Here is a 14,583-nt window from a genome sequence, read left to right as displayed (position 1 = left end):
CGCCTTGAGTCCGTCACCTTTCCGAGCATTTCATCTGACCGCGGCGTTCGCTGCGATATCCGGGAGTCCATCATGATCGGTCTGGTTCGCGCCGTCACACTCTGCGCCGCGCTGGCGTTCGGCCTTGTCGCCGCGCACGCCGCGGACAAGGCGTTCAAGCGCGACGATCTCGCGGATTCCGCGATCAAGCTGGAGGCCCAGATCAAGAGCGAGGCGGGGCCGGTCGCCAAGTCCAACGCGACGCTCAAGACGGACGCCGACGCCGCCTTCCGCCGCAATGATTATCGCACCGGCCTCTCGGTGCTCGGCCAGATCGCAGCGACCACGCCTGACGATGCCGGCAACTGGCTGCGGCTCGCAAAGGTCATCTTCCAGATCACCCCGAAGAACTCGAGCGAGCAGACCTTCCTGCTCGAACGCGCTTCGACCGCGGCCTACATCGCCTACCAGCGCGCCGGAAATCCGGGCGAAGAGGCCGACGCGCTCGCCGTGCTCGGCAAGTCGCTGGCCGAACGAAAATTGTGGCGGCCGGCGCTGGATTCGCTGCGGCTTTCGCTCGACATGCGCGAAGTCGCCGACGTCCGCGGCCAATATGAGAAGCTGCGCGACGAGCACGGTTTCCGACTGCTCGACTACACCGTGGACTCGGACTCGGCGAGCCCGCGCGCCTGCTTCCAGTTCTCGGAAGAGCTTGCCAAGCGTACGGATTTCGCGCCGTTCCTGGCGCTGGCTGGGACCGACAAGCCGGCGCTGTCGGCCGAGGGCAAGCAGCTCTGCGTCGACGGGCTGAAGCACGGCGAGCGCTACAACGTCAACTTGCGCGCCGGCCTGCCGTCCACCGTGAAGGAGGGGCTGCCGAAATCGGCCGAATTCAACATCTATGTGCGCGACCGCAAACCCTTCGTACGCTTCACCAGCCGCGCCTATGTGTTGCCGCGGACCGGCCAGCGCGGCATTCCCGTGGTCAGCGTCAATACGCCTGCGGTCAACATCGACGTGTTCCGCATCGGCGACCGCAATCTGATCAACACGGTGGTCGACAGCGATTTCCAGAGGACGCTGTCCAAGTACCAGCTCAGCGATCTCGGCAACGAGCGCGGTGTCAAGGTCTGGTCGGGCGAGCTTGCGACCGCGATGACGCTGAACCAGGACGTCACCACTGCATTCCCGGTTGACCAGGCGCTCGGCGAGCTTCAGCCCGGCGTCTACGTCATGACGGCCGCGGCCAAGGGGCCGGGCTCGGACGACGAGTCCCAGCTCGCGACGCAATGGTTCATCGTCTCCGACCTCGGAGTCGCCGCTTACTCCGGCAATGACGGCATCCATGTCTTCGTCAACTCGCTGGCCTCGACCGATCCGGTGGGTAAGGCCGAGGTGCGGCTGATCGCCCGCAACAACGAGATCTTGGCCACCCGCAAGACCGACGACAGCGGCCACGTCCTGTTCGAGGCCGGGCTCGCGCGCGGCGAGGGCGGCTTGTCGCCGGCAATGCTCACCGTCACGGGTGATAAGGCCGACTATGCCTTCCTCAGCCTCAAGTCCTCCGCCTTCGATCTGTCCGACCGCGGCGTCTCGGGGCGAGCGGTGCCGGCCGGCGCCGACGCGTTCGTCTACGCCGAGCGCGGCGTCTACCGTTCCAGCGAAACCGTCTATCTCACGGCGCTCCTGCGCGACGGGCAGGGCAACGCCGTGACGGGCGGGCCGATGACGCTGGTGGTTGAGCGCCCGGACGGCGTCGAATTCCGCCGCGCCGTGCTGGCCGACCAGGGCGCCGGCGGCCGCACGCTGGCCGTGCCGCTCAACTCGGCCGTCCCGACCGGAACGTGGCGCGTGCGCGCCTTCACCGACCCGAAAGGCTCTTCGGTCGGCGAGACCACCTTCCTGGTCGAGGATTACGTCCCCCACCGGATCGAATTCGACTTGTCGGCCAAGGACAAGCTGATCAAAGCTAATGCTCCAGTGGAGCTGAAGGCGGACGGCCATTTCCTCTACGGCGCGCCGGCCTCCGGTCTCCAGCTCGAGGGCGACATGCTTGTCGCGCCCGCAAGCGAGCGTCCGGGCTTTGCCGGTTACCAATTCGGTGTCGACGACGAGGAGACCACCTCGAACGAGCGCACGCCGCTGGAGAACCTGCCCGAGGCCGACGCCAACGGCGTTGCGACCTTCCCGGTGACGCTGGACAAGCAGCCGGGCTCGACCCGTCCGCAGGAGGCGCAGATCTTCGTGCGCATGGTCGAGACCGGCGGCCGCGCCGTCGAGCGCAAGCTGGTGCTGCCGATCGCGCCGGCGACCGCCATGATCGGCGTGAAGCCGCTGTTCGGCGACAAGAACGTCGCCGACGGCGACAAGGCCGAGTTCGACGTCGTGTTCGTCTCGCCTGAGGGCAAGACACTGCCGCGCGACGGGCTGCGCTATGAGCTCCTGAAGATGGAGTCGCGCTACCAATGGTATCGCCAGAACAATTACTGGGAGTACGAGCCGGTCAAGTCGACCTCGCGCGTTGCCGACGGCGATGTCGTGATCGCCGCCGACAAGCCGTCGCGAATTTCGTTGAACCCCCAGCCCGGCCGCTATCGTCTCGATGTGAAGTCGGCTGATGCCGACGGCCCGGTGACCTCGGTGCAGTTCGACGTCGGCTGGTATTCGGACGGCAGCGCCGACACGCCGGACCTGCTGGAGACGTCGATCGACAAGCCGCAATACGCCTCGGGTGACACCATGACGGTGTCGGTCAACGTCCGCAGCGCCGGCAAGCTGACCATCAACGTGGTCGGCGACCGACTGCTGACGACGCAGACCATCGACGTCAAGGAGGGCACCGCCCAGGTGAAGCTCCCGATCGGCAAGGATTGGGGCACCGGCGCCTACGTCGTGGCGACGCTGCGCCGTCCCCTCGATGCGGCCGCCCAGCGCATGCCTGGCCGGGCGATCGGGCTGAAATGGTTCGGCATCGACAAGCAGGCCCGCACGTTGCAGGTGAAGCTGACGCCCCCGGCGCTGATCCGGCCGAACTCCACGTTGAAGATCCCCGTCAAGCTCGACGGGCTCAATCCGGGCGAGGACGCCAAGATCGTCATCGCCGCGGTCGATGTGGGCATCCTCAACCTCACCAATTACAAGCCGCCGGCACCCGACGATTACTATCTCGGCCAGCGCCGCCTGACCTCCGAGATCCGCGATCTCTACGGGCACTTGATCGACGGCATGTCGGGCACCCGCGGCCAGATCAAGTCCGGCGGCGACGCCGGTGCGGGCGAGCTCCAGGGCTCCCCGCCCGCGCAAAGGCCGCTGGCGCTGTATTCGGGCATCGTCACGGTCGCCGCCGACGGCACCGCTGAAGTGAACTTCGACGTTCCGGAGTTCGCCGGCACGGCACGCGTGATGGCGGTGGCATGGACCGCGACCAAGCTCGGCCGCGCCAACACCGACGTCGTGATCCGCGATCCCGTGGTGCTGACAACGACCCTGCCGCGCTTCCTGCTCAACGGCGACCGCGGCACGGTCAACCTCGAGATCGACAATGTCGAGGGCCAGGCCGGCGACTACGTCATCAACGTGAAGACGGGCGGCCCGGTGAAGATGACCGGCAATCCCGCCACCACGGTCAAGCTCGCCGCCAAGCAGCGCAACTCCTTCTCGCTGGCGATCGACGCGACGGCGTCGGGGCAGGCGACGCTCGACGTCGACATCAAGGGGCCGAACGGCCTTGCGCTCGCGCGCCACTACGCGCTCGACGTCAAGGCGGCGACACAGGTGCTGGCGCGGCGCTCGATCCGGACGCTCGCCAAGGGCGAGAGCCTGACGCTGACCTCGGACATGTTCTCCGACCTCGTGCCGGGCACCGGCAGCGTCTCGGTCTCGGCGAGCCTGTCGACCGCGCTCGACGCGGCGACGATCCTCAAAGCACTCGACCGCTATCCCTATGGCTGCTCGGAGCAGATCACGAGCCGCGCCATGCCGCTGCTCTACGTCAATGATCTCGCCGCCGGTGCGCATCTGGCCATGGACACCGAGGTCGACCAGCGCATCCGCGACGCGATCGAGCGGCTGCTGGCGCGTCAGGGCTCGAACGGCTCGTTCGGCCTCTGGTCCGCCGGCGGCGACGATGCCTGGCTGGACGCCTATGTCACGGACTTCCTGACCCGCGCCCGCGAGAAGGGTTTTGCGGTGCCGGACGTGCTGTTCAAGAACGCGCTCGACCGCATCCGCAATTCGGTCGTCAACGCCGACGAGCCGGAGAAGGACGGCGGACGCGATCTCGCTTACGGGCTCTACGTACTCGCGCGGAACGGCGCTGCGCCCATCGGCGATCTCCGCTATCTCGCCGACACCAAGCTCGCCAACCTCGCGACGCCGATCGCGAAGTCGCAGCTTGCGGCAGCACTCGCCCTGGTCGGTGACCGCAACCGCGCCGAGCGCGTCTATGGCGCCGCGCTCGACAGCCTCGCCCCCAAGCCAGTGCTGGAGTTCGGCCGCACCGATTACGGTTCGCAGCTCCGCGATGCCGCAGCGCTGGTGTCGCTCGCGAGCGAAGGCAATGCGCCGAAGGCGACGCTGATCCAGGCGGTGTCGCGGGTCGAGACCGCGCGCGGGCTAACGCCCTACACCTCCACGCAGGAGAATGCGTGGCTTGTGCTGGCGGCCCGGGCGCTGGCCAAGGAAAACCTCTCCATGGAAGTGGACGGCCAGCCGGTCAAGACCGCGCTGTACCGCAGCTACAAGGCCGCGACGCTGGAGGGCAAGCCGCTGAAGATCACCAACGCCGGCGATGCACCTGTGCAGGCGGTGGTCTCGGTCTCGGGTTCGCCGGTGACGCCGGAGCCCGCCGCATCGAACGGCTTCAAGATCGAGCGGAGCTACTTCACTCTGGACGGCAAGCCGGCCGACATCAGCAAGGTCAAGCAGAACCAGCGCTTTGCGGTGGTGCTGAAGATCACCGAGGCCAAGCCGGAATACGGTCACATCATGGTGTCCGACTATCTGCCGGCGGGCCTGGAGATCGACAATCCCAAGCTGGTGTCCTCCGGCGACAGTGGTACGCTGGACTGGATCGAGGACGGAGAGGAACCTGAAGATACCGAGTTCCGCGACGACCGCTTCACCGCGGCCGTCGACCGCGCCTCGGATTCCAAGTCGGTCTTCACCGTCGCCTATGTGGTGCGCGCGGTTTCGCCCGGCAAATACGTGCTGCCGCAAGCCTATGTCGAGGACATGTACAATCCCTCGCGCTATGGGCGGACCGGCACGGGAAGCGTCGAGGTGCGGGCGGCGAAGTGAGCGATGAGATGAGCGAGGTCAACCGAGTATCTCGTCATTCCGGGATGGTCCGAAGGACCATACCCGGAATCTCGAGATTCCGGGTTCGGCTCTTCGAGCCGCCCCGGAATGACGGAGGAGCAAAGCGCTCAATCATGCGTATCCTCTCCGCCCTGGCGCTCACGGTCATCCTCGCCATCGTCGGCTTCGTCGCCTGGGTCTATTCCCTCGGTCCTCTCCCGCTCGGCGAAGCGCGGCAGGTCTCCACCACCATCGTCGACCGCAACGGCAAGCTGCTGCGTGCCTATGCCATGGCCGACGGGCGTTGGCGGCTGCCGGTCGATGCCAGAGCGAACGTCGATCCGACATACCTGAAACTGCTGTTTGCCTATGAGGACCAGCGCTTCTATGCCCATGACGGCATCGATCCGCTGGCGCTGGGGCGCGCGGCGTTGCAGCTCGGAACGCGCGGCCACATCGTCTCTGGCGGCTCGACCATCACCATGCAGCTTGCGCGCCTCATGGAGCCGCGACGGCAGCGTTCGCTCTACGCCAAGCTGCGGCAAATGGTGCGCGCCATCGAGATCGAGCGGACGCTGAGCAAGGACGAGATCCTCGACCTCTATCTCGCACTCGCGCCCTATGGCGGCAATCTCGAAGGCATCCGCGCCGCCTCGATCGCCTATCTCGGCAAGGAGCCGAAGCGGCTGTCGCTGGCCGAAGCTGCGTTGCTGGTGGCGCTGCCGCAATCGCCGGAAACGCGCCGTCTCGACCGCCATCCGGAGGCAGCGCGCAAGGCGCGTGACCGTGTGCTCGACCGCATGGTCGAGGAAAACGTGGTCAGCGCCGACGAAGCCAAGCAGGCCAAGGCGGTGCCCGTGCCGAAACTGCGCAAGCCGATGCCGATCCTGGCGCCGCACGCCTCGGACACCGCGCTTTCGACGGTCAAGGACACGCCGGTCATCAAGCTGACGCTGGACGCGAACCTGCAGAAGGTCCTGGAGCCGCTGGCGCGCGACCGCGCCATCGCGCTCGGGCCGAACATCTCGGTCGGCATCGTCGTGGTCGACAATGAAAGCGGCGACGTGCTCGCCCGCGTCGGCTCGGCCGATTATTTCGACGAGAGCAGGGCAGGGCAGGTCGACATGACGCGCGCCATCCGCTCGCCGGGCTCGACGCTGAAGCCGTTCATCTACGGGCTCGCCTTCGAGGACGGCTTTGTCCATCCAGACAGCCTGATCGATGACCGGCCGGTCCGCTTCGGCTCCTACGCGCCGGAAAATTTCGACATGACCTTCCAGGGCACGGTACCGGTGCGGAAGGCGCTGCAATTGTCGCTGAACGTGCCGGCCATCGTGCTGCTCGACCGCGTCGGCTCGAGCCGCCTGTCCTCACGCTTGCGGCAAGCTGGCGGCAATCTGGTTCTCCCCAAGGACGAGACCCCAGGGCTTGCCATGGGGCTCGGCGGCGTCGGCGTGACGCTCCAGGACCTCGCACACCTCTATGCAGGTTTCGCCCGGCTCGGCACCACCAAGCCGCTGCGCGAGATCATGACTGATAAGGATGACCGCGAGCCGCTCCGGCTGCTGGATCAGGTCGCGGCGTGGCAGGTCGGCAACGTGCTGTTGGGAACGCCGCCGCCGGAGAACGCCGCCCACAATCGGATCGCGTTCAAGACCGGGACCTCCTACGGTTATCGCGATGCCTGGTCGGTCGGCTTCGACGGCCGCATGACGATTGGCGTCTGGGTCGGCCGGCCCGACGGCGCTCCCGTTCCCGGCCTGATCGGCCGCGTCGCTGCCGCGCCGATCCTGTTCGATGCGTTCGCCAGATCCGGCAAGACGCTCGCCCCACTGCCGAAGGCTCCCAAGGGAACCCTGGTGGCCGGCAACGCCAAGCTGCCGCTGCCCCTGAAGCGGTTCCGCCCGGTCGGGGAACTGGTGCGGACCGGGAACGAGCAGGCGCTGCATATCCAGTTTCCGCTCAACGGCTCGCGCATCGACGTCGATCGATCGGCTGGCAGGGAAAGCGCAGCCATGCCGGTCAAAGTCGCCGGCGGCGTGCTGCCCATGACCGTCATGGTTAACGGCAACGCGCTCGGGGAGATCGACGGCCGCCGTCAGCGGCTGATCGATCCGCCCGGTCCAGGCTTTGCCCGGCTCACCGTGATCGACGCCACGGGCGCCGCGGACACAGTCGTCATTCGAATTCAATGACCCTGCCTCAAGCGGTTGTGGCGATGGCGGTTTCGGCGTAAGCGGAACCAATGGCCGAGACCTACCCAAGCCCCCGTTTTGGAGCGCCCCGCGAGTCGAAATCGCCCGCAAATCCGGGCAGCGGGCTCGTGCGCCTGCTCGACATCGTCACGGCCAGCCATGCGCGCGCGGTCGGCTTCCTGGTGCTCTGCGCGCTGCTGCTGTTTCTGCCGGGCTTCTTCACCATCCCGCCGATCGATCGCGACGAAGCGCGGTTCGCCCAGGCCACCAAGCAGATGGTCGAGAGCGGCGACTATGTCGACATCCGCTTTCAGGATGACGTCCGCTACAAGAAGCCGGTCGGCATCTACTGGTTGCAATCGGCGACCGTCGAGGCAGCATCGATGCTCAAGCTGCCCAAGGCCGAATTGCGCATCTGGGTCTACCGGTTGCCGTCACTGATGGGCGCGATCGGCGCCGTGCTCATGACCTATTGGGCCGCGCTCGGCTTCGTCACGCGGCGCGCCGCAGTGCTGGCGGCGCTGATGATGTGCGCCTCGGTGCTGCTCGGCGTCGAGGCGCGGCTGGCGAAGACCGACGCGATGCTGCTGTTCTGCGTCGTCGCCGCGATGGGCGCGATGGCGCGGGCCTATCTATCCTGGCAGCGCGCCGAGGACGAGACGCATCCGCCCTGGAGCTGGCCCGCGATCTTCTGGACCGCGCTCGCTGTCGGCGTCCTGATCAAGGGCCCGCTGATCCTGATGTTCGCTGGCTTCACCATCGTCGTGCTTGCGATCCAGGATCGGGATGCGTCCTGGCTGTGGAAGCTGCGCCCGCTCTGGGGCCTGATGTGGATGCTGGTGCTGGTGCTGCCCTGGTTCCTCGCGATCTTCTGGCGCGCGGGCGATGCCTTCTTCGCCGACTCGGTCGGCGGCGACATGCTGAGCAAGTTGGGGGCCCAGGAATCCCATGGCGCGCCGCCCGGACTGTACCTCGCGCTGTTCTGGATCACGTTCTGGCCGGGCGCACCGCTCGCGGCGATGGCTGCGCCCGCGGTGTGGCGGGCGCGGCGCGAGCCTGGCGCGCAGTTCCTGCTGGCGTGGCTGATCCCGTCATGGATTGTGTTCGAGGCGGTGCTGACCAAGCTGCCGCATTACGTGCTGCCGTTGTACCCTGCGATCGCGATCCTCACCGCAGGCGCGGTGGAGCGGCGCGTTCTGTCACGCTCCTGGCTGATGCGCGGTTCGGCCTGGTGGTTCGCCATCCCCGCAGCCGCCTCGATCATCGCGGTCGTCGGCGCGGTGATGCTGACGCGGCAGCCGGCCTTCGTGGCCTGGCCGTTCATCGCGGCTTCGCTGATCTTCGGCCTGTTCGCCTGGTGGCTCTACGACAACAATCGCGCCGAGCGCTCGCTGCTCAACGCACTGGTCGCAGCGTTGGCGCTGGCGGTGGTGGTCTACGGAATCGTGCTGCCGTCGCTGACGCCGCTGTTTCCGAGCGTCGAGATCGCGCGCGCGCTTCGCAACGTTGCCTGCGTCGGACCGAGGGCGGCCGCGGCCGGCTATCACGAGCCGAGCCTCGTCTTCCTGGCGGGCACCCGGACCGTGCTCACCGACGGGTCCGGTGCGGCGGATTTCCTGCGGCAGGGAAGTTGTCGCTTCGCGCTGATCGAGCAGCGCTCGGAGCGCAGCTTCGTGCAGCGCGCCGAGGCGATCGGCCTGCGCTACAAGGTCGGCGCGCGCATCGACGGCTATAACTTCTCGCAAGGGCGCGCCATCTCGATCTCGATCTTCCGCTCCGAAGGCACTGAATAGCATGCGGGCGCCGACCGACCTTGCTCCGCGTGACGGCTATCCCGCGCAGCTGCTCGCCGTGTCCTGGCGCGGGTTGGCGCAGCTCGTGCGTTCGCCCTCGCATTCGCGGCGGGCCGAGGCCGCCCGAAATCTGGCGCGGCATTCGCTCTGGCTGAGCGCAGCGGGCGCGGCGCTGGTCATCGTGCTGATGGTCGGGTTCGATCAGACCGGGATCCTGCTGATGCCGCCGCGCGGCACGCCCAGCCTGTGGCCGATCCGCATCCTCACCGATTTCGGCAAGGACGAGTATCTGCTCTCGGTGCTGGGGGCTGCGCTCGTGGTGCTGGCTCTTGTCGCGGCCGGGCTGCAGGGGACCCGCCGCGCGCTGCTGCTCGACTTCGGCACGCGGCTGCAATTCGTGTTTCTGTCTGTTGCCGTGGCGGCGCTGGTCGCCGAGATCCTGAAATATGTCATCGGGCGCGGCCGTCCGTTCGTCGGCGGCAAGGCCAATCCGTTCAACTTCGTTCCGTTCGAGGGGACGGGAGCTTATGCGAGCCTGCCATCGGGCCATGCGGTGGCCGCGTTCGCCCTGGCGTTCGCCGTCTCGGCACTGTGGCCGCGCCTGCGCGTGTTCATGTTCACTTACGCAATCGTGATCCTTTTGACGCGCCTGGTGCTGCTTGCGCATCACCCAAGCGACGTCGTGGCCGGTGCCCTGGTCGGAACGGTTTGCGCCATGGCGGTTCGCTACTGGTTCGCAGCCCGAAGACTAGGTTTTGCCATCCGCTCCGACGGCACCATCGTGCCTCTTCCGGGGACGGTTTCGGACCGGCTCAAAAGGGTTGCCCACCGGGCATCCGCCCCATAAAAGCGGCTGCCTGCCGGGACGCCGGTTCCCCGAGGCGGGTCAATTTCCAACCACGAGCCTTGATTTGTCGACGTCCCAGCCCTCGGTTTCCATCGTCGTTCCCGTGCGCAACGAAGCCGACAATATCGCGCCGCTGATCGCGGAGATCGGCGCCGCGCTCGATGGCCGCTGGGCCTACGAGATCATCTACGTCAATGACGGCTCGACCGATGCGACCGGCGAGCGGCTTGCCGCCATCATGAAGCAGCGGGACAATCTGCGTCAGCTCCGCCATGCCAGATCGGGCGGCCAATCCGCGGCCGTGCGCAGCGGCGTGCGCGCAGCGCGGGGCGGGATCGTGGCGACGCTCGATGGCGACGGCCAGAACAATCCGGCGTTCCTGCCGGATTTAATCGCGGCGGTCGAGAAGGGAGCGGGACGTGTCGGGCTCGCCGCCGGCCAGCGGATCGGACGCAAGGACACCGGCTTCAAGAAGTTGCAGTCGCGCGTCGCCAACGGGGTTCGCAATGCCATCCTCAAGGACGGCACGCGCGACACCGGCTGCGGGCTGAAGGCGTTCCGGCGCGACGTCTTCCTGATGCTGCCCTATTTCGACGGACTGCATCGCTTCCTGCCCGCGCTGGTGCGCCGCGAAGGCTACGACATCGCCTATGTCGACGTGATCGACCGGCCGCGCCATTCCGGCGTATCGAACTATGGCTTCTTCGACCGGCTGTGGATCGGCATCATGGACCTCGCCGGCGTGTGGTGGTTGATCCGCCGCAAGAAGCCGACTCCGGAAGTGACCGAGGTGAACGCATGATCATTCAATACGGTCAGGCGCTGAGCAATTATCTCTACGACGTCTTCGTCGCCAAGTTCGATTTCTGGCTCGCATTCGGGCTCGTCGCGCAATTGTTCTTCACCGCGCGCTTCCTGGTGCAGTGGATCGCAAGCGAGCGCGCCGGCAACAGCGTGGTGCCGATGGCGTTCTGGTTCTGCTCGATGGGCGGCGGGCTGATGACGCTGGTCTACGGCGTCGTGAAGCGCGAGCCGGTCATCATCCTCGGACAGTCGCTCGCGACCGTCATCTACATCAGGAACATCATGCTGATCTGGAAGAACCGCGGCAGCGCCTCGAAGACGCTGGATCGCTGATCCCGGGTCTCATCGCGGCAGCGCCGACGCGGCACCCGAGGCGGGCAGGGCGGCCGTATCCGCCTCGGTCCTGCGGGAGCGCTCCCCGGCCGCATCGAGCACGGGATAGGCGACCGAGCAGATATGCGAGTGGATGCGGCGCAGGTCGCGCAGCACGTCGAGATGCAGCGAGGTGGTCTCGATGGTTTCGGGGCGGCCCTCGCGCAGCCGATCCAGATGGCGCTCGACGGCGGCGAGCTCGGTGTTGCGTAGCGCGGCTTTCTCCACGAGCAGCTTGCGCGCCTCGTTGGAATCGCCCGACATGAAGACGCCGAACGCGATCCGCAGCGAGTCCATCGTTCGCTTGTGGAAAGCGGCGAGCTCGTCGGCCCCTTCCGCCGAGAACTGGAAGCGCCGCTTGATCTTCTTGGTGGCGAGCTCGCTCAGACTCTTGTCGATGATGTCGCCGATGTGTTCGAGGTTGATCGCGAAGGAGATGATCTCCATCGCGCGCCGTCCTTCGCTCTCGTCGAGGCTGCCCCGCATGAGCTTGGTCACGTAGAGCTTGATGGCCTCGTCGAGACCGTCGACGAGATTGTCCATCTTGGAGACCTGATCGACCAGCGCACGGTCGCCCGTCATCATCGCCGCCATCACCTTGCGCAGCATCACCTCGACGAGATCACCCATGCGCAACGTCTCGCGGGCGGCATCGGCGAGCGCCAGGGACGGCGTCTCCAGCGCGCTCTCGTCGAGATAGCGCGGCCGGGCCGGGTCGGGCTCGTGCACGCGATCCGGCAACAGGCGGGTGAGCAGGCGCGAAATGGTGTCGACCAGCCCGATGAAGACGACGGCGGTGCCGAGATTGAACGCAATGTGGAAAGCCGCCGTCATCTTGGCGAGATCGGGCTGCCAGGCGTGCATGTGCTCGGCGATCGCGCCTAGGAAGGGCAGGACGAGGGCGATCCCGACCACGCGGTTGACGAGATTGCCGACGGGCAGGCGATAGCTCGCGGGATCGTCGCGCCTTGAGCCCTCGAATATCGGATTGATGGCGCTGCCGAGATTGGCCCCGAGCACCAATGCAAGGGCTGCGTAAGGCGTAATGAACTGCGAATAGGCCAGCGACATGATCAGCAGCACGCTGGCGACGCTCGAATGCACCGCCCAGGTGACGAGGGCCGCGATGACGATGCACAGGGTGGGATCACCGGTGATCGCCGACATCACGACGCGGACGCCGGGCGCGTTCTCCGCCGGCGCCAGCGTGTCGAGCAGGATATGCAGCGAGAGCAGCATCAGGCCGAGGCCGATGCAGACGCGGCCGATGTCCTTGATCCGGGAGCGCGGGCCGGAGCGAAAGGCGACGAGGCCGAGCACGAACAGCACCGGCGCAACGGCCGCGATGTTGAACGACAACACCTGGACGATCAGCGTCGTGCCGACATTGGCCCCGAGCATGATGGCGAGCGCGGCGGCGAGGCTCACGAGGCCCTCGGCGGCGAACGAGCTGGTGATCAGGGCGGTCGCCGTGCTGCTCTGGAGCAGCGCCGTGAGCCCGAGGCCGGCGGCGAAGGCACTGGCGCGGTTGCTCAGCGCCTTGCCGAGCAGGCGCCGCAAGTCGGGGCCGAAGGCGCGCAGGATCCCGCTGTGGACCATGTGCAGGCCCCACAACAGCAGCGCAACGCCGCCCATGAGATCGAGCAGAACCAACGTTCCCATGCTCCGTATCCGGATTGGAGTCGATTGGTGAGGCTAGCGCCAAACGGCAGCGTATCAAACCCTTTGTTGGCGCATCGACGCTAACGTTTACGAGTGCCGCATGTTCCTGGGGCTCGCGATTGCGCGCCTGCCGGGAGGATGCCGCGTCATCGTGCACAATGCCTTGTGAGCGGGCTCACATTGCCGCCTTGAGGGCTGCGAAGCCGCGATCGAGGTCGGCTTTGAGGTCGTCGATACTCTCCAGCCCGATGTGGAGACGCAGCGTCGGGCCGCCTGGCGCCCACTTGGTCGCGGTACGATAGGCATCGCAGTCGAACGGAATCGCGAGGCTCTCGAAACCGCCCCAGGAGAAGCCCATGCCGAACAGCTTGAGCGCATTGAGCATGGCGTCGACCGCTTTCTGCGGTGCCGGATTCAACACGATGCTGAACAGGCCCGACGCACCGGTGAAGTCACGCTTCCAGATCGCATGACCGGGATCGGTTTCGAGTCCCGGATGCAGCACCCGCGCGACCTCGGGTCTGGCAGCGAGCCAGCGCGCCATGTCGAGCCCGGAGCGATGATGCTGCGCCAGCCGCACCGACAGCGTGCGCAATCCGCGCAGCGCCAGAAAAACGTCGTCGGGGCCCGCGCAGACGCCGAGCAGGCGGATGCCTTCGGCGATCTGCGGCCAGGCCTTGGCGTTGGCCGAGATGGTGCCGAACATGATGTCGGAATGGCCGCCGATATATTTGGTGGCCGCCTGCATGCTGATGTCGACGCCCTGTTCGAGCGAGCGGTGATAGAGCGGAGTCGCCCAGGTGTTGTCGTCGATGACGAGCGCGCCGCGGGCATGCGCGACCTCGGCGATGGCGCGGATATCGGGCATCTCGAACGATTGCGAGCCCGGCGCCTCGACCAGCACCGCGCGCGTGTTGGGCTTAAACAGCTTGTCGATGCCGGCGCCGATCAGCGGATCGAAATAGCTGGTCTCGACGCCGTAGCGGGCGAGCATGCCGTTGCAGAAATTGCGCGAGGGCCGATAGACGTTGTCGACGACCAGGATGTGGTCGCCGGCCTTCAGCACCGAGAGCAGCGTGGTGGAGATCGCCGACAGCCCGGACGGGACGATGCCGACGCCGGCGCATTGTGGGCCCTCCAGCGCCATAAGCGTGTCCTGGAACGCCCTTGTCGTCGGGCTGCCGTGGCGGCCATAGGTGAACTCGCCGCGATGGGCGTGCAGGTCCTCGGCGGTGGGATAGAGCACGGTGGAGCCGTGGAACACCGGCGGATTGACGAACCCCTTCTGCGCCTTGGTGTCGCGGCCGGAGGTGACCAGCCGGGTCTCGGCGTGCTGCTCTTGGGGGTGCGAGGAATCCATGCGCCTGCCTTCAAAATCGCGTTTCCACCGGGGTGTCTCGCCCGCGGGCCGGCCGAAAGGCCGTGGTCGTTAATAACAGAACACAGAAGAGTCCCGTCAACCCCTTGACCCGGCAGGCCAGTCGTTCTGTGATGTGCAGGCGCTATTCAGTCGCCGCATGTTGAGGGGCCTGCCGCGACCTTCGATCCATCGTCTGACCGGACGAGGTGCCGCAGCCAACATGGCGGGCGCCGTTCGGCAGGGATTAAGGTATGGCCTCCCGGCATCGGCGAG

General features: G+C 66.7%; 8 protein-coding genes. 6 read left to right on the top strand and 2 right to left on the bottom strand.

The window, feature by feature from the left end:
- Positions 1-72 precede the first annotated feature (72 nt).
- The 6 genes from ACYCVF_RS12140 (at position 73) to ACYCVF_RS12115 (ending at position 11,249) form a co-directional block, all read left to right on the top strand.
- Positions 73-5,277: an alpha-2-macroglobulin family protein gene (locus tag ACYCVF_RS12140; protein ID WP_459595754.1), complete on the top strand. Its 5,205-nt coding sequence runs from the start codon at positions 73-75 to the stop codon at positions 5,275-5,277.
- Positions 5,278-5,411: 134 nt separating this feature from the next.
- Positions 5,412-7,472: a penicillin-binding protein 1C gene (pbpC, locus tag ACYCVF_RS12135; protein ID WP_459595753.1), complete on the top strand. Its 2,061-nt coding sequence runs from the start codon at positions 5,412-5,414 to the stop codon at positions 7,470-7,472.
- A gap of 50 nt (positions 7,473-7,522) precedes the next feature.
- Positions 7,523-9,265 (top strand): ArnT family glycosyltransferase, encoded by a 1,743-nt coding sequence (locus tag ACYCVF_RS12130; protein ID WP_459595752.1) that lies wholly within the window; start codon positions 7,523-7,525, stop codon positions 9,263-9,265.
- Between the two features lies 1 nt (position 9,266).
- Entirely contained in the window at positions 9,267-10,112 is an 846-nt protein-coding gene (locus ACYCVF_RS12125) for a phosphatase PAP2 family protein (RefSeq protein ID WP_459595751.1), read from the top strand.
- Positions 10,113-10,176: 64 nt separating this feature from the next.
- The gene (locus ACYCVF_RS12120) at positions 10,177-10,914 is read left to right on the top strand and encodes a glycosyltransferase family 2 protein (RefSeq protein WP_459595750.1); all 738 of its coding nucleotides are present in this window, start codon (positions 10,177-10,179) and stop codon (positions 10,912-10,914) included.
- A complete protein-coding gene (locus ACYCVF_RS12115) occupies positions 10,911-11,249 on the top strand; it encodes a lipid-A-disaccharide synthase N-terminal domain-containing protein (RefSeq protein WP_028176420.1) in 339 nt (112 codons plus the stop codon). Before ACYCVF_RS12120 ends, ACYCVF_RS12115 begins: the two co-directional genes overlap by 4 nt.
- A gap of 9 nt (positions 11,250-11,258) precedes the next feature.
- On the opposite strand, the gene ACYCVF_RS12110 is transcribed toward ACYCVF_RS12115, so the two are convergent.
- Both ACYCVF_RS12110 and metC read right to left on the bottom strand, forming a co-directional pair.
- Entirely contained in the window at positions 11,259-12,950 is a 1,692-nt protein-coding gene (locus tag ACYCVF_RS12110) for a Na/Pi cotransporter family protein (RefSeq protein WP_459595749.1), read from the bottom strand.
- Between the two features lie 175 nt (positions 12,951-13,125).
- Complete coding sequence (metC, locus tag ACYCVF_RS12105) at positions 13,126-14,310, bottom strand: cystathionine beta-lyase (protein ID WP_459595748.1); 1,185 nt, start codon at positions 14,308-14,310, stop codon at positions 13,126-13,128.
- Positions 14,311-14,583: the final 273 nt, after the last annotated feature.

Source organism: Bradyrhizobium cedriense (genome assembly GCF_054602315.1).
The sequence above is the reverse complement of the archived record's forward strand: the minus strand, read 5'-3'. Positions and strand labels throughout refer to the sequence as shown.

Excerpts from the sequence above, each read along its gene's own strand:
- ACYCVF_RS12130 (WP_459595752.1), top strand. The coding sequence starts at position 7,523 with ATGGCCGAGACCTACCCAAGCCCCCGTTTTGGAGCGCCCCGCGAGTCG.
- ACYCVF_RS12140 (WP_459595754.1), top strand. The coding sequence starts at position 73 with ATGATCGGTCTGGTTCGCGCCGTCACACTCTGCGCCGCGCTGGCGTTC.
- pbpC (WP_459595753.1), top strand. The coding sequence starts at position 5,412 with ATGCGTATCCTCTCCGCCCTGGCGCTCACGGTCATCCTCGCCATCGTC.
- ACYCVF_RS12125 (WP_459595751.1), top strand. The coding sequence starts at position 9,267 with ATGCGGGCGCCGACCGACCTTGCTCCGCGTGACGGCTATCCCGCGCAG.
- metC (WP_459595748.1), bottom strand. The coding sequence starts at position 14,310 with ATGGATTCCTCGCACCCCCAAGAGCAGCACGCCGAGACCCGGCTGGTC.
- ACYCVF_RS12110 (WP_459595749.1), bottom strand. The coding sequence starts at position 12,950 with ATGGGAACGTTGGTTCTGCTCGATCTCATGGGCGGCGTTGCGCTGCTG.
- ACYCVF_RS12115 (WP_028176420.1), top strand. The coding sequence starts at position 10,911 with ATGATCATTCAATACGGTCAGGCGCTGAGCAATTATCTCTACGACGTC.